A 15,544-nucleotide genomic window follows, 5' to 3' on the forward strand; every position below is an offset into this window, starting at 1 on the left:
TAGATCTAGACTTTTGGTTTAAAGTTACTTTGATAGATTACGAAGAGCTTGTTAATAATCATCGTTTTTTACAAATAATCGATTCATTTGGAGATGGTACGATCAAACTTTTAGATATAGGTTGTGGAACAGGAGTTTTTCCAGATTTATTATATAAATAAAAATTGATATATATAATGTAATTGTTTTTTATTATAACAAATTGATTGATGGTTATAATCGGTATTTGCTAGAAGTTTATTTAAAAAATGTATTATTAATATTTCGGTTGATGTCCTTTCTTGATTTGTTTAAAAAAAAGTAGAGTATTTTAAGCCCAAAACTAATCAATTTAACTTTAATCAAAAAAATATATAAAAAAATAATTCAATATTATATTTTGCAAAAAAAATGCTTTCTAAAGTTAAAAATATGAAAATTGAAACCATTAAAATTAATCAATTCACCATTCACGAGCATCATTTGGACATTATCTATGGTGCAGATAACTTCAACTTTTCAACTAAAGTGTTTTACCATGATGTATCCTTCAGTTTACTGGCCAGCAAATATTCTCAAGCAGTAATTAATCAAATCGCTGCTTATATTGCCTTATTCGAGGGCATGAAACTGAGTTCACTATTTCCCAAATACTATGATATTAACCTTGTCGCTGAAAATTTAAGTCAGCCAGTGTTAGAGCTATTTGCCAAGATCTATCAAGGAGTCTTTGGTCAACATTGGTATGAAAACAATATAACCGACTACCCTGGTCCTGAACTTATCTATTCACAAGGTAGCTTAAGCAATAGCAAACCCACCTCTATATTTGGCGATAACTCTACCGTACTTGCAGGCTGTGGTGGTGGTAAAGATAGTATTGTAGCTATGAAAATGCTACAAGAAGCAGATGTTCCATTTGCCTCAATGCAATACTCCCACAGTGTTTATGGCAAAGCCGATATCCAACACAATTTAATTTCGGGAGTCCTAGAATACGTCACCCCCCTTAAAAAGCATAAAATTTCTATCTACGATGACTTTATTGACTATCCCTTTCTTCAGCTATATTTCCCAGATAATTCAGGAATTACCGTTCCAGAAACTCCTGTCTCTATCTTTGAATCCTTACCTCTAATGCTGAATGAGGGATACAATTACTTGGCATTAGCCCATGAAAAAAGTGCCAATACTGGTAATTTATTCTGGGAAAAACTAGGTAAAGAAGTCAACCATCAATGGGGAAAAGGCTACGAAGCCGAAAAAGAGTTGAATGAATTCATTCAAGCAAATCTCTTATCTAATTTCTCGTATTTCAGTATTTTGCAGCCCATCTATGACTTCCGCATCTTCAAACATCTAGCCAAATATCCCGAGGTGCTGCCTAAAATCCACTCCTGCAATATTCAAAAACCTTGGTGCAAGAAATGTCCCAAGTGTGCTTATGTATGGCTAGGTTTGATGGCTGTCTTCGAGCCAGCATCTGTAGATGCAGTGTTTGGCTCCAATTTGTTTGATGATGATGACTTACTACCTATTTTCAGAGAAATGATCGGACTAGCTGAACATACACCCTTTGAATGTATTGGTGAAATAGATGAAAGTCGATTAGCAATGAAACAGTGTTTAGAAAAAGGTTTGTCTGGCAAAGCCCTAGAGATATTCAAACATGAAGTTTTAGTAGACAGTTCAATTGATTGGCAAAAACTTGAACAAAAGTATGACCGAGTATATGACACGGAACATGCTATTCCCGATTGGATATTTAGTAAGATTAGAGGGCAACTTTAAGTTTAAAAGCCAAGGAGCAAGTCATCAGACCAACTCCTATTGGGAGCAGTCGAGGGGGACGATTACTTGCCTCCCCCTCAATTAAATCTGGACTTGCCGGTTGCCCTTGTAACCTGAAAAAATTTACAACAACCCAGCAAAATGTAGCGGTCCACTACCACTAATCAACTCCAACAGTAAAGCAATAAACCCAATCATAGCCAGACGACCATTCCAAACTTCTGCTGCTGTAGTCATGCCCCACTCCCAGCGCTCGGGAGGGTAGATTTTGACTGTCTCTGGGGGACGAATGACCTCAGAGAGTTGACGGCTGGGTGATTCGAGAGCGTCAACTACCAAATTTGTCAAAGACTCAATAAATAGGGGATGGGTATTGAGGGCTGGTACCCGCTCAAAGTGCTTAATCCCTGATTCTTCTGCTATTTCTCGATACTCAATGTCGATTTCCTGGAGGGTTTCGATATGTTCCGATACAAAACTAATCGGGACTACCAGCAAATCTTGAGTATTCTTAGCTCCGAGTTCTTGCAACGCATCTTCAGTGTAGGGTTGGAGCCATTCTACCGGACCAACCCGACTTTGATAGGCCAGAGTATGGGGATTGGGGCGGTTGAGGGTTTTCATAATTAAGGAAGTGCAATCCTCAATTTCTCGCTGGTAGGGGTCTCCAGCTTCTGTGACATAGCTGATGGGTACACCGTGAGCACTGAAGAAGATATGAACTTGATCAGGATTAGAAAACTTATCGAGTTCCTGAGCAATTAAGTCAGCCATGGCTTGGAGGTATTGTGGCTGCTGGTACCAGGAGGTAATGACTGTGTGTTCAATCTTGCTCAGGTCTGGGTCTTCTGTCCACAGATTTTCTAGCAGACGGAAGCTAGAACCACTGGTGCTGATCGAAAATTGGGGATAAAGCGGTAAAATGACTAAGCGTTCGATCCCATCGGCTTTGATAGTTGCGATCGCTTCTTCTGTGAAAGGATGCCAGTAACGCATTCCTACATATACACTGACCTCTTGCCCTTTTGTTTGCAAATGTTCCTGGAGGGCTTCGGCCTGGGCGTCTGTAATCTTCCGTAGAGGGGAACCACCACCAATTTGCTTGTAGTTCTCCTGGGAGATCTTAGCACGCTTAGTGGAGATTAGCCAAGCCAGGGGTTTTTGCAGCCACGGAAAAGGCAGGCGAATAATTTCCGGGTCAGAAAACAGGTTGAATAGAAAGGGACGAACATCCTTTAACTGATCTGGCCCACCTAGATTAAGCAATAATACCCCAACACGACCCATAGTTAACACAGCTTCCCATAACTTTTATATTTGTTACTGATTTTAACAATATATTTTTTAACTTAAATTTGCAACAAGAAACACAGATCTTTACGAAGGAGTGAGTAGTGGCAACAGTTCTTAGAGCTTGGAGTTATCAGTACCAATGGCTGTACGATAGTATTTCCCGGATCGCGGCTTTGAGCGTAGGTGGAGAGAGACGATTCCGCCAGCTACCGTTACAGGGCTTAACAATTCATTCAGGAACCAAAGTGCTAGATCTCTGTTGCGGCAGTGGTCAGGCCACCCAGTTCTTGGTGGAATTGTCTGAGGATGTCACAGGCTTAGATATTTCGCCACTATCCCTAGAGCGAGCACAACGGAATGTTCCCCAAGCCAAGTATGTAGAGGGCTTGGCTGAACAGATGCCATTTCCAGATGCTCAATTTGATCTAGTTCACACCAGCGCAGCACTCCATGAAATGACCCCTGAGGTGTTGCAGCAGATTATTCAGGAGGTTCACCGGGTGCTTAAACCAGGAGGAGTGTTTACCCTGGTGGATTTGCACAAGCCAACTAATGTTTTGTTTTGGCCAGGGTTAGCGGTATTTATGTGGTTGTTTGAGACCCAGACAGCTTGGCAATTACTAGAGACTGACTTGGTCAAGGTGCTTGAGGAAGTGGGGTTTAAGGTATGCGATCGCTCCTTGTACGCAGGTGGTAGTTTACAGGTTATTCAGGTAACGAAAGGGTAAAGGTAAGCCTATGCCCTACGTGCATAGGCTGATGGATGAATGTTTATGGGTAAAGGCCATCTGATATATAGCCTTCAACTATACAGCCCACCTACATATTCCCCATAACCGTTGTAAAGTAGGGTGGGTCGTCTGTCCCAGGATAAGTTTGGACCGCTACTGATGAATTTTTCTGTAGCTTGTGACCATCTGGGGTGAGGCTTATTGGGGTTAACATTTGCCTCAAAGTCATATTCATAGGAATTAATAGTATTCCAGTAAGTAGCTGGCTGGTTAGCTAAAAACTCGACTTTAACTATAGATTTTGCTCCTTTAAAACCATATTTCCAGGGCACTACCATGCGAATAGGAGCACCATGCTGTTTGGGTAATAGATGACCGTAAATGCCAATAGCAAAAAATGCTAGTTCGTTAGCCATTTCCTCAACACTTAGACTTTCCGTATAAGGCCAAGGTAAGGAACCAAGGTGTATACCTGGACCAGTAGTAATTTTGCGGTCATAATAGGAGGTAAATCGCACAAATTTAGCCTCTGAAGTAGGTTCTACTGCTTTCATCAGCGCTTTCATGGGAAATCCGATCCACGGTAGCACCATTGACCACGCCTCTACACAGCGGAAGCGATAGATCCGCTCTTCGATGGGAAATTTAGTTTGGAGATCATCTAGGTCATAGGTTTGGGGATTTTTGACTAATCCGGTCACCTCTAGCTTCCAGTCTTTGGTTGGTAAATTTTGGGCTGCTTGCCAGATCGATTTACTGCCGCCAAATTCATAAAAATTGTTGTACTGTCCAGCGAGATCCTGATCAGTGATGGGTCTGTCAACACTGGCAAAAGCTGGATTGGTTGCTAAGGATTTGAACTTGGGTTGATTTAGGGTTTCCACAAAAGCTTTGTCTGAGGCAGAAGAGGAAGCTTGACAACCAAGAATTGAGAGCATTCCAGTGCCTAGGCTGGCACCAACTAAATTTTTGAGAAAGCGACGTCGGTTAGAATAAGCCGTTTCTGAGGTGACTTGTTGCTCTGGCAGTTCCCAGGACTTTCGTACACGAATGATGGTCATAAAGTAAGTGATATTGTTGACGGTGAGCTTTTAACAGTCAGCCTAAACAGGCTAGTCGAGCTTATAGCTGGCAAGGGTAGCTTTTCAAGTAGCCCCTTGACTGATAGCGCCAGTTAAAAGATTCAGTTATGCTTGTGCCAAGTCTAGTTAATAACTAGAGTTAAAATTACTACCCGTTATTTTTTTTTATAAGGATCTATTCGGATGCCAGATTAATCTCATGACTACTAAAATAAAAATAAATAAATAAAATAAGGTAAATAAAAAAACCAGGAGAAAGCTGATGATCCGTAAAACACTAGTTATAGTAGGAATCGGCTGGATAGTTGTGGGATTGGTACCTCTTGCCTATGCTCAGTCAGGAGCGCAGTCTAGTGAGCCAAGCGATTCAGTAACCTTGTCTGGTGACACCCTCCGCCAAGTTAATGGTCGCACGGTCTCAGATGATTATGGCACCTTTTTCCCAACATCACTAGAGCTGGAGGAAACGGAAGGCTTAGGTAACAATTTACAGCCTAAGTTCAAGGTTGGTTCAAGGGACGATGTAGACATAGTTTTTGGGGATGTCATCCAGCAGGAAGAACTTAATGTGTTTCCTCAATCCTCAACTACTCGCAATACTCAAAAAGTCCAGTTGGCGGTTCCACTTAGAGAGTAAAGGTTGAGTACAGGTTTTTTCTAAGCACTGATAGCTAAACGGTTACTCAACCTCTGGTTGACCAGTTCAGTAGCCAGCCTAATTGCAGCCTTCATGCTAGTAGCGTTAGCAATGCCAAGACCGGCAATATCAAATGCTGTGCCATGATCAGGAGAAGTGCGCACAAAGGGTAAACCGATGGTAGTATTGATCGCTCGGTCAAATGCCATAAGTTTGACAGGAATTAAGCCCTGGTCATGATAGAGTGCCAAATAAGCATCATGAGCATGATGAGCGTGTTGGTGGTGGTTGCCGTACCAAGCCTGACCAGGTTTTACCCAAAGCGTGTCAGGAGGTATTGGTCCATCTAATTGGATAGTCGGGCGTTGCTGGCGCTCTTTCTCTAGCCAGGGAATCAGCCAATCTTGTTCTTCACAACCTAGCTGACCCTGCTCACCACTATGAGGATTTAACCCAGAAATCGCGATTCGAGGTTTCTTGATACCAAAATCACTAGCCAAGCAGGCGATTAGTAAGTCTAGTTTACTCCCCATCAATGATGGCGTTAAGGTGTTTGGTACTTGACTTAAAGGAATATGTGTGGTAGCTAAAAGTGTACGTAGCACCCAACCACTATGGGGCGATCGCGCTACGAATAGCATCCCAAATTGTTTGACACCAGAGTACTGGGCTAGCACTTCAGTTTGACCAGGATAATTATGCCCTGCTGCTTTCCAGAGAGACTTGGCAATGGGTGCGGTCACAATAGCATCAAACTCACCACGTTGGGTGAGTGCGATCGCATTTTCGAGATACAGAAAACTAAGAGCACCACTAGCAGCATTACCAACACCTGGGGTTATTTGAGGCTGTTGTCCATAATCCAACTCAATGTCAATTATTGATAATGTCTCTGGGGAAGCTAAAGTAGCTACATCTTCAACCCCCTGCTGACGTAGCTGGGTGTAAGCCCCATTTAAGAGGTACCGACTGCCAATCACCGTTATCTCACAATTGCTAGTGACTTGGGAATCTGCCAATGCCTTGAGGACAACTTCTGGTCCAATGCCTGCTGGATCTCCCAAGGTCACTGCTAACCGAGGACGCCTTGGTGGTGAGTTAAGTTTTCCTGTCAAAGACATGTTCTGATGGTTTGTTGACAAGTCTGACATCATTCCTGAACACTCCCGGCTCCTAACCCCTTTGCTGAAATAGTCTTGCTCAGGATTTCCATAGGATTGCTATATTCTGGCACCCTAGTCATGATACCTTGTAACAAAAGTACATAGGAGATCATAAAACTAATGGGTACAGAAATTTTCAATGCAGCGTTTTTGTCCTTCACCTTGATTCTTGTGGGTTTGGGCTTAGGCTTCTTATTACTCAAAATCCAGGGAGTGTCAGAATAGTTTCTAGTGAATGGGTTATGGGGTAACGGCTGTGGGGTTTGGTAAAGAATTCTTTCACAGTTTTCTTCCAAATCCATGACTGATGCTGTCGCCCGCCTCAACCCATTCTCCCACACCCCTAACCGTGGGCAAAGTCTATCGAATACCAGAAAAATGAGAGATCGACGAAATTTCTGATAGAATCTTATAGAAACTTTAAGATTCCTTACTAAAATTACTATAATGAACTTGTTGGTCGTCGGTGCAACTGGCACCTTAGGAAGACAGGTGGTTCGTCGTGCACTGGACGAGGATCATCAGGTACGCTGTCTTGTACGCAGTCCACGCAAAGCCTCTTTCCTAAAAGAATGGGGAGCCGAACTAGTACAAGGAGACCTCTGTGTTCCAGAAACCCTACCAAAAGCCCTGGAAGGGATCACAGCTGTCATTGATGCGGCAACATCGAGACCAACAGATTCTCTGACCATCAGACAGGTAGACTGGGAAGGGAAAGTTGCCCTAATTCAAGCTTCTGTAGCTGCTGGTATAGAAAGATATGTCTTTTTCTCAATTCTGGGAAGTGAGAATTTTCCTCATGTCCCACTGATGGAAATAAAACACTGTACAGAACTATTTCTGGCAGAATCAGGATTGCCATACACAATCTTGAAACCAAGTGGTTTTATGCAAGGCTTAATTGGTCAGTATGCCATCCCGATTTTGGATGGACAGGCGGTTTGGATTACAGGAGAAACCTCTCCCATCGCCTATATGAACACCCAGGATATTGCTAAGTTTGGCATTCGTGCTCTTGAAGTTCCAGAAACAGTAAATCAGACATTCCCGGTTGTGGGAACCAGAGCCTTTAGTACCTACGAAATCATTAACCTGTGTGAGCGGTTGTCCGGTAAAGATGCTAAAATAGCCCGACTCCCAATAAATTTTTTGCGGGGTATGCGGCGATTCGTGAGATTTTTTCAGTGGGGCTGGAATGTGGCAGACCGGCTTGCCTTTACTGAGGTGCTAGTGAGCGGGAAACCTCTGGATGCACCGATGGAGAAGGTATACGAGGTATTTGGCCTAGACCCTAAGGAAACCACAACTTTGGAAGAATATCTGCAAGAATACTTTAACCGGATTATGAATAAGCTCAAAGAAATCGATTACGAGAAGGCTAAGAAGAAGTCTAAGAAGAGGACTCCTTTTAAATCTAAATCCTAGATATTTCCTGGAAAATCGATAAGCGCGAGGTTTTGGGGAGCCAGTGCAGCAAAAGTGCTTCTCTACCGGGCTTCCAAGGTGCGGATGCTAGCTTGAGCACACAGCCGGTCCCCATAGCGCAACTGGATCAAGACAGTACCTGATTAAATCACAATCGTCCATGATCTTCGGTGATAATTTAATCCAAGTAGTTCAAGACGGGGACTGGTGAGTATACCAAAAGCAGGCATTATCTACAACGACCTTAAACCAATGGCTTGTAGCGTTGCTGAAGAGTTGCACAACCAATTGAGGACTGCGGGTTGGGAAGTGTGTATGGCGACAGGGGTTGGGGGAATTCTGGGTTATTCGAGTCCTGAATCACCAGTGTGTCATACACCGATGGACAAACTAGCCCCCCCTGGTTTTGATGACCAGATGGCTTTCGCCATTGTATTGGGGGGAGATGGTACAGTACTAGCGGCTTTTCGCCAAGTGGCTCCCCAAGGGATTCCTGTGCTAACCGTGAATACAGGTCACATGGGTTTCTTGACAGAGACCTATGTCAATCAGTTGCCTTCTGTCTTGGAACAGGTCATGGCACAAGAGTATGTTATAGAAGAACGGTCGATGCTTTCTGTGCAGATCCTGCGAGATGAGAGGATTTGGTGGGAGGCACTTTGTTTAAATGAAATGGTATTGCACCGGGAACCGTTGACGAGTATGTGCCATTTTGAGGTACAAATAGGACATCACGCACCAGTGGATATTGCAGCTGATGGTATTATTGTCTCAACACCCACTGGCTCTACTGCCTATTCTCTAAGTGCTGGAGGACCAGTATTAACTCCTGAGGTGCCGGTGTTGCAACTGTTGCCCATCTGTCCCCATTCTTTGGCATCTCGGGCATTAGTCTTTGCTGACACAGAGCAATTAACTATTTTTCCCGCTACTCCCAATTCGATGGTGATGGTAGTTGATGGCAATGGTGGTTGCTACGTAATACCAGAAGATAAAATAAAAGTTAAGCGATCGCCTTACTCCGCTCGATTTATCCGTTTGCAACCACCAGAGTTTTTCAGAGTTTTGCGAGAAAAGTTAGGGTGGGGGTTGCCGCACATTGCTAAACCGACCTCTGTGGAGTTGCCTTAGACCGATTGTTCCTCTCAATCGAGAATATTGGTGGAAAATTTTCCTAAGCTCGCTGTGTCAATTTACCCTCATCAGTCTAAATTAAGAATTAAACAGCCATGCAGCGCGTGAAGGGGGTTAGGCAGAAGTGTCAAAAAAGGTGATTGCTGCCTGTTGGTTAAGATAAACACGATTAGCTGGAATCAACTAACCATCGGGGTTTCCTGAACGTGTTGCTCCAAAGTTGTATTCATAACCTACCACCATGACTCTCGATCTGGTAGTTTCTGGTGGTGTGTGGTGGTGTCCGATATCCATGTGGATGTAATCGGTGAAACGCAACTTTGGATCAGGGGGGCTTGTGCAACCTTTGCCCCGGTAAGATAGGAGTATCCACCAGCAACTGGCTATTCACGGTCGGTACTTAGGCAATCAACCCAAACTATTCTATGTCTGCTTTGAATCGCAATACTCGTCGTCGGCTCAATAAATTACAACAGACTTCCAGCGTGTGGGAGGGAGACCGCCGTCCCCTGTCAGTTATTGGTAACAATCATCAACAGCCGGATGGTGAGGGTCATAATGATTGCATTCTTTGGGTGGATGGCTCGGAAGGCATCGTCAGGGCAATGGATTTAGTATCACCAACCATGGGACCAGAAGCGATTGTTCGTGCCCTTATGCAAGCCATGGAACATCCCCAAAGCCCCGCCAGACCAGCACGACCCTCAAAGATTGTTGTTCGTAACCGAGAAATTCAGTTTTTTTTGCGAGGTGTCCTTCAAGGGTTAGACATTGGCATTGATTATGTACCCAATTTACCCTTGATTGACGAACTGTTTCGGGGATTTGAGGAAATGGCGGCTACTCGACAACCCCAGCTACCACCTAAGTATGCCGACCTACTTATAGAAAAAGCCTATGAAATTTGGCATGAAGCTGCTTGGGAAGTAGTGGCTGATCATCAGATTATCTCGATTGAATTAAATCGCTGGGATATTGAAACCCTATACGTCTCAGTAATGGGTATGCTGGGTATGGAGTACGGCGTACTACTATATCGCTCCTGGGATTCCCTGAAACGCTTCCGATCATCAGTGCTGGCAGATGACTCCTGGGAAAAGATGGAACAAGCTTTCTTAGGGCAAGATTGCTTGTTTTTAACCTTCGGGCGGTTTGGCGATGATACCGAAGATGAAGATGAAGAGGATGATATTGATTTAGCTGATTTGCCAGTATCAGAGATTGTACCTGGGTTTGGCACAGTCCATCCCTTGGAAGGAATGCGACCTTATCTTTATGAAGAAGAAGCGATCGCAATTTATGTTGCCCTAGAAGCGATTCAGCGATTTGTTCACGATTACCATGAGGAATTAGATGACGAAAACTTACCGAAGATTGGTAAGCGCTACCGCATCCGAGTACCCCTAGAATCAAAATCTACTGTTAACGTTAAAATTAACACCCATCCTGACCTGGCGGATGAGTTGTTAGAGATGGCAATTGAGTCCGAGGAAGATGATTTCGATTCAGAGTCGATGACCATACCCTTACGGGATGACCTTGTGCCAAAGGATGCTTTCCTCAAGCTGGGCATGATGTCTTGGGAAGCAATAGAATCTATTCGCTCTGGTGTCAAATCCTATCAGTCTCAGAATATCAAAGCAATCGGGGAAGGGATGCCAGTTATTTTGATTCAAACCACCCGACCAAAGGCACAAGTGTTGATAGAGCAGATCGAGACCGCTGGTGGACTCAAAGGGATTTGCTTTAATTCAGGGGAAGACCCCTTTGAAGGCACACGCTACGACCTTGGCATTATCCAAACAGAAAACAGCAGTCTTTATTTATTAGGAGAGTTTTCTGAAACCGATACCAACCATGCCGCTGCCCGCGAGCAGTGGGAGGAGGGTTGTGAAAATCAGGGATATTGTGGTTTAGTTATTGCCAGAGGTCTAGCAGGAGCATCTCGGGGTAATCCCAAGCCTCGTGACATGATGGCATTGTTTGAAGCGCGATCGCTGTCCACTACAGATTTGGGAATAGCAATACTCAAGGCAGAACCCTCAATAACTGAGCCTCCCTTCTGACCTTCTGATTGAGATACTCCTCACCCATAAGCCTGATCCCGATCACGAGATAAGTAGACCAACAACACCACCATCCCCTGGGATTACTTCACCAATTTTACATGCATTTACCTGCTGTGAATTAAACGATGTTAGGGTTTCCTCAACCTGCTGTTGAGGAACAATCAGCACAAAACCAATCCCCATATTATAGGTATCAAACATTGCCTGAGGACTAACCTGACCTGTGTGGGCTAGCCACTGAAAAATTGGTGGAATCACCCAGCTGTTGGGATAAATCTGGATGGATTGTCCAGCACCCAGGCAACGAGGGAGGTTTTCTGGGATACCGCCGCCGGTAATGTGAGCCATACCGTGAATCTCGATACCAGCCCTACGAGCATCAAGCACAGGTTTCACGTAAATCTGTGTTGGTGTCAACAATTCCTCCCCTAAGCTTTTACCAGCTAACAATTCCGGAGTTATATCCCAGGAAAGAGCGTTGTCTGGGGAATCCTGAACAATTTTCCGGATCAGACTAAAACCATTGCTGTGGACGCCCTGACTGGCCAAACCAATTGCCACATCTCCAATTTGGACTTGGGAACCGTCCAACATGTGGCTCTTTTCCACAATTCCTACACAAAATCCTGCTAGGTCATACTCGGCGAGTTCGTAGAAACCAGGCATTTCTGCAGTTTCCCCTCCTAGTAAAGCACACCCAGCCAGACGACAACCTTGGGCAATACCGGCAACAACCTGAGTCAGTTGTTGTTGATTGAGCTTGCCAGTTGCTAAATAATCCAAGAAAAACAGGGGCTCCGCACCAACAGTCAAGACATCGTTGACGCACATGGCTACCAAATCAATGCCAACGGTGTCATGGCGGTTGAGGTCTTGAGCCAATTTGAGTTTAGTACCAACTCCATCAGTTCCAGATACCAACACTGGCTCAGTATATCCCACTGGGAGCTGAAAGCAACCACTAAAGCCACCCAGTCCACCTAATACTTCCGAACGGTGGGTACTTTTTACCAGGCTACGGATTTGCTTAACAAATCCTCGACCTGCTTCAATATCAACACCAGCGTCTCGATAATCCATGGGAACACACACATGCTTTTGAGCTAGAAATGCAGGATGTATTTTACAGCCTAGCGTCGATCAAGACCTAGGGGGCAAAAGTGGTGAGATCAGTAGTGTGTTGAGGAAGGTCGTGGTAAGGGCCGTCGTAAACGCTGTGGTAAGCGCCCTTATTTACCAGAATTGCTTGCACCTAGTCTGTATTCAAGTTTACTTTATCGAGGAAGTTTGTTGAAGCTGATTCATTAGTTATTTCACAGATCTTGATGGGATGGATAAGAATTAACTATTATTAGTGTTACTTCACAAAAATTTCACAAAAGCTCTAACCATTAATATAACTTAGTTTGTGGTCAATTTACAACAGTCAATTTTGACAATTTTTTGGTAACAGCTTCATAAAATGGGGATTCCACCATCAGAAACTTCATGGTATTCTATGTCAGGTTTTTAGTTAAATCACTAATAACCATTTGTGAGGAAATAACCATTTGTGAGGAGTTAATGGGCAAGTTTAAGTTATGTTACTGCGTTTGTTGCAGCACCATAATGCCTAAAACTGCCAATTATCTTAGACTACAGACCTATGAATCAAAAAATTTGGGGTGGCATCACCGTTTCTGTGCTAACAACAGTTCTCGGTGCAACAATATCAACTCCTGTATCATCTGCTGAGACAGTTACTCAGACTGTGACAGGAAATTCTGATGCTCAACTGGCAGAAGAATTGCCATCTAGCGCAACTGCAGCAATAGAAAAACTACCAGCTCAGCCAACACCAGAGTTTCAAGTGGCTGAGTTTCCAGAGCAACTGAGAACTGCTAATACCTCAGAAATCATTACCAATATTTATGCTTATGAACTTGCAGGACGTCAGGCAGCTACACTGTATGTCCGTAGTATTCCTGTTCTGACTTTCCTAGGTTCACAGGAAATCAATGCTGACCCTACCAAAGACATAGTTGCTACTGAGGTTGAAAAGATAGCAACTCCGTCTTCTGTTGCCCCAGGCAACGCTACGATATCGGATGCTAATGGGTCAGAAAATGACTCAATCCGGCGGGCTCAAGTGGTTGCTGCTCGGATCAATGAACTTCATGGCAAAAATGTCAATGCTGAGTCAATCACTGTCCGTTGGAATGGTTCCTACAAAAGCTACAGCATCCAAGTAAATGGCGAAGAATTAGTCGAAGTTGATGAGAATACAATTCTGCCAGATACCACCAAAGACCTGGCTGAAGATGCTCTACAAGCTACTAATCGATTGCGAAGGCTGATCGGTTACGCTCCCCCTCTCAAAGAAATTGCAGACTTACCGCCAGCACCAAAACCACGAACAGTACAGAAAGTAGCTAGGAGTACCACTCCTCGGCGAGTAAGAAGTCAGATGAGGGGTATGGCTTCTTGGTATGGCCCGGGTTTTCATGGCCGCCGCACTGCCAGTGGTGAGCGATTTAATCAATACGCCCTGACTGCTGCTCATCGTACCTTGCGGTTTGGGACTAGGGTGCGGGTGACTAACATGAGAAATGGTCGCTCCGTCATTGTGCGAATTAATGACCGTGGACCGCACACCAGAAATCGCGTCATTGACCTTTCCAGAGCAGCAGCCCGAGTTATCGGAGTTGAAAGATCCGGCACTGCTGCTGTGCGTCTAGAGGTTTTATATTAACTTAAACCGCAATGGCTAATCGGTAATGGGTAATCGCTAATCGTAATCCAATTCCCAATTACCAATTCTCCATTTCCAAATCTGAGAAAAAATTTGTTGCAGGTAGACACGAGAATTAGTATTAGTATCATTCGTCTTCCTGCTTAAAATAAGCATTCAGCCTGGAGGGTTAGCTGAATGCTTATTGTTGAGGTGGATAGCCTAAGCGCAACTAAGCTATGAGGCTTATAATTTATCTATTGAACGGAAAAGAGGTAGGGGCGATCAGGACCAGAAGAGAGAGTTGTGAAGTTTTTAACGCTTACTCAAAAATCGGTAATTTAAATGGGCAACAGTTTAATTATTGTTTCAGCAACTTTAACTTTAACTAAACTTTAAAAATATCTAACTTCACTACTGGCTTAAGTTTGAGCTATTAGTAAAAAAAATTAATTCGCTGGCTTGGGGTTTTGAAGTAGTACTAAACTTTAATTTCTTAGCATAAACTTTATAATAGTCTTTGGTTGCTAGTGTAATATTAAACAAGTTTACTTTAAGCGAGTAAATCCAGAGGTGCGACCCGTGGCGAATTTAATTCGCCTAGCGATGCAGCGCGGTCTTGGGGGTTTCCCCCATGAGCGACTGCATCAAGACAAGGAAAGCGCACCTATGCAATTTTGAGTGCTAAATTGCTATGAATTAGCACCAAAATGCCTGGAATCATAATGTTTAATCTACCCTAACTATGACTCAAAAAAGTTGGAGTTGCATCACCGGTTCTTTGATAACAACAGTTTTGGGTACGTTGTTATCAACTGATATTTCATCAGCTAAGGGCTTTGACTACACTGTTAAAGATCACCCTGAATTACCACTGATGACAGAGGTGAAATCTGCCACAATTCCAGATGCTGATCGCGCAGCTTGGCCTACGGCCTTAAAACTCTCAAGTCAGCAAGTTCAGATGTTTGATTTTGCGGAGTTTTCAGCTCAATTTAGAATTCTCCCTACTTTAACGTTACCAGCTAAAGCCGTAGGCGACGCTGCGCGAACGGAGCTAATCACTACTGATCGCGGAGCGTGGCCAAAGGCCTTGGAGATTCCACAGTCAGAAGGGAAGAGAGCTTCTCCGGATTCTAATCTCCAAGAAAACGCTATCCTAATCGGCTATGCTTCTCCTCTCAAAAAAAGCAGTGCTTCAGCAAAGACATGGCAACCACTAAAAGTACCAACGATTGCAAGCCGTCGCCGTCGCCGAGTGCGATGGAGTGTAAGGGGAATAGCTTCTTGGTATGGTTCAGCTTTTCATGGCAGGCGCACTGCTAGTGGCGAAAGATTCAATCAATATGCTCTGACTGCTGCTCATCGTACCTTGCGGTTTGGCACTAGAGTCAAAGTGACTAATCTCAGAAATGGTCGCTCTGTCATTGTGCGGATTAATGATCGTGGACCTTATATTAGGGGTAGGATTATTGACTTGTCCAGAGGAGCTGCCAGAATAATTGGATTGGTAAGGTCTGGCACTGGGTC

At 44.0% G+C, this 15,544-nt stretch carries 14 protein-coding genes; 9 read left to right on the top strand and 5 right to left on the bottom strand.

Annotated elements, in window-relative coordinates; translation table 11 throughout:
* Nucleotides 1-411 precede the first annotated feature (411 nt).
* Nucleotides 412-1,770, top strand: coding sequence for a hypothetical protein (locus F6K52_RS05095; protein ID WP_293074956.1), 1,359 nt, complete (start codon nucleotides 412-414; stop codon nucleotides 1,768-1,770).
* Between the two features lie 123 nt (nucleotides 1,771-1,893).
* Here F6K52_RS05095 and hemH read toward each other — a convergent pair whose 3' ends face one another.
* Nucleotides 1,894-3,057 carry a ferrochelatase gene (hemH, locus tag F6K52_RS05100; RefSeq protein WP_293074959.1) on the bottom strand — a complete coding sequence of 388 codons (1,164 nt, stop codon included), beginning with the start codon at nucleotides 3,055-3,057 and terminating at the stop codon, nucleotides 1,894-1,896.
* A gap of 107 nt (nucleotides 3,058-3,164) precedes the next feature.
* Between hemH and F6K52_RS05105 the strand changes: the two genes are divergently transcribed.
* The gene (locus F6K52_RS05105; RefSeq protein WP_293074962.1) at nucleotides 3,165-3,791 is read left to right on the top strand and encodes a methyltransferase domain-containing protein; all 627 of its coding nucleotides are present in this window, start codon (nucleotides 3,165-3,167) and stop codon (nucleotides 3,789-3,791) included.
* A 74-nt stretch (nucleotides 3,792-3,865) separates the two neighbouring features.
* Here F6K52_RS05105 and msrP read toward each other — a convergent pair whose 3' ends face one another.
* A complete protein-coding gene (gene msrP / locus F6K52_RS05110; RefSeq protein ID WP_293074965.1) occupies nucleotides 3,866-4,855 on the bottom strand; it encodes a protein-methionine-sulfoxide reductase catalytic subunit MsrP in 990 nt (329 codons plus the stop codon).
* 283 nt (nucleotides 4,856-5,138) lie between these two features.
* Between msrP and F6K52_RS05115 the strand changes: the two genes are divergently transcribed.
* Nucleotides 5,139-5,513 carry a hypothetical protein gene (locus tag F6K52_RS05115; RefSeq protein ID WP_293074968.1) on the top strand — a complete coding sequence of 125 codons (375 nt, stop codon included), beginning with the start codon at nucleotides 5,139-5,141 and terminating at the stop codon, nucleotides 5,511-5,513.
* 20 nt (nucleotides 5,514-5,533) lie between these two features.
* Here the strand turns inward: F6K52_RS05115 and pdxA are convergent, their stop codons facing one another.
* Complete coding sequence (gene pdxA, locus F6K52_RS05120; RefSeq protein WP_293074989.1) at nucleotides 5,534-6,634, bottom strand: 4-hydroxythreonine-4-phosphate dehydrogenase PdxA; 1,101 nt, start codon at nucleotides 6,632-6,634, stop codon at nucleotides 5,534-5,536.
* Nucleotides 6,635-6,796: 162 nt separating this feature from the next.
* On the opposite strand from pdxA, the gene F6K52_RS05125 reads away from it, so the two are divergent.
* From F6K52_RS05125 to F6K52_RS05135, 3 genes are all read left to right on the top strand, one after another.
* Nucleotides 6,797-6,901, top strand: coding sequence for a PetM family cytochrome b6-f complex subunit 7 (locus F6K52_RS05125; protein ID WP_063747919.1), 105 nt, complete (start codon nucleotides 6,797-6,799; stop codon nucleotides 6,899-6,901).
* A 222-nt stretch (nucleotides 6,902-7,123) separates the two neighbouring features.
* Nucleotides 7,124-8,101, top strand: a complete 978-nt coding sequence (locus F6K52_RS05130) for an SDR family oxidoreductase (RefSeq protein ID WP_293074971.1) — start codon at nucleotides 7,124-7,126, stop codon at nucleotides 8,099-8,101.
* Nucleotides 8,102-8,314: 213 nt separating this feature from the next.
* Nucleotides 8,315-9,232, top strand: a complete 918-nt coding sequence (locus F6K52_RS05135) for an NAD(+) kinase (protein ID WP_293074992.1) — start codon at nucleotides 8,315-8,317, stop codon at nucleotides 9,230-9,232.
* A 186-nt stretch (nucleotides 9,233-9,418) separates the two neighbouring features.
* On the opposite strand, the gene F6K52_RS05140 is transcribed toward F6K52_RS05135, so the two are convergent.
* Nucleotides 9,419-9,553, bottom strand: a complete 135-nt coding sequence (locus tag F6K52_RS05140; RefSeq protein WP_293074974.1) for a hypothetical protein — start codon at nucleotides 9,551-9,553, stop codon at nucleotides 9,419-9,421.
* Between the two features lie 107 nt (nucleotides 9,554-9,660).
* On the opposite strand from F6K52_RS05140, the gene F6K52_RS05145 reads away from it, so the two are divergent.
* On the top strand, nucleotides 9,661-11,301 hold the full coding sequence (locus F6K52_RS05145) for a hypothetical protein (protein WP_293074977.1): 1,641 nt from the start codon (nucleotides 9,661-9,663) through the stop codon (nucleotides 11,299-11,301).
* Between the two features lie 42 nt (nucleotides 11,302-11,343).
* Here F6K52_RS05145 and purM read toward each other — a convergent pair whose 3' ends face one another.
* Nucleotides 11,344-12,384, bottom strand: a complete 1,041-nt coding sequence (purM, locus tag F6K52_RS05150) for a phosphoribosylformylglycinamidine cyclo-ligase (RefSeq protein WP_293074980.1) — start codon at nucleotides 12,382-12,384, stop codon at nucleotides 11,344-11,346.
* Nucleotides 12,385-12,949: 565 nt separating this feature from the next.
* Between purM and F6K52_RS05155 the strand changes: the two genes are divergently transcribed.
* Complete coding sequence (locus F6K52_RS05155) at nucleotides 12,950-14,035, top strand: septal ring lytic transglycosylase RlpA family protein (RefSeq protein WP_293074983.1); 1,086 nt, start codon at nucleotides 12,950-12,952, stop codon at nucleotides 14,033-14,035.
* Between the two features lie 724 nt (nucleotides 14,036-14,759).
* The coding region (locus tag F6K52_RS05160) for a septal ring lytic transglycosylase RlpA family protein (protein WP_293074986.1) at nucleotides 14,760-15,544 on the top strand (785 nt) is incomplete at its 3' end.

Source organism: Moorena sp. SIO3H5 (genome assembly GCF_010692395.1).
GTDB lineage: Bacteria > Cyanobacteriota > Cyanobacteriia > Cyanobacteriales > Coleofasciculaceae > Moorena.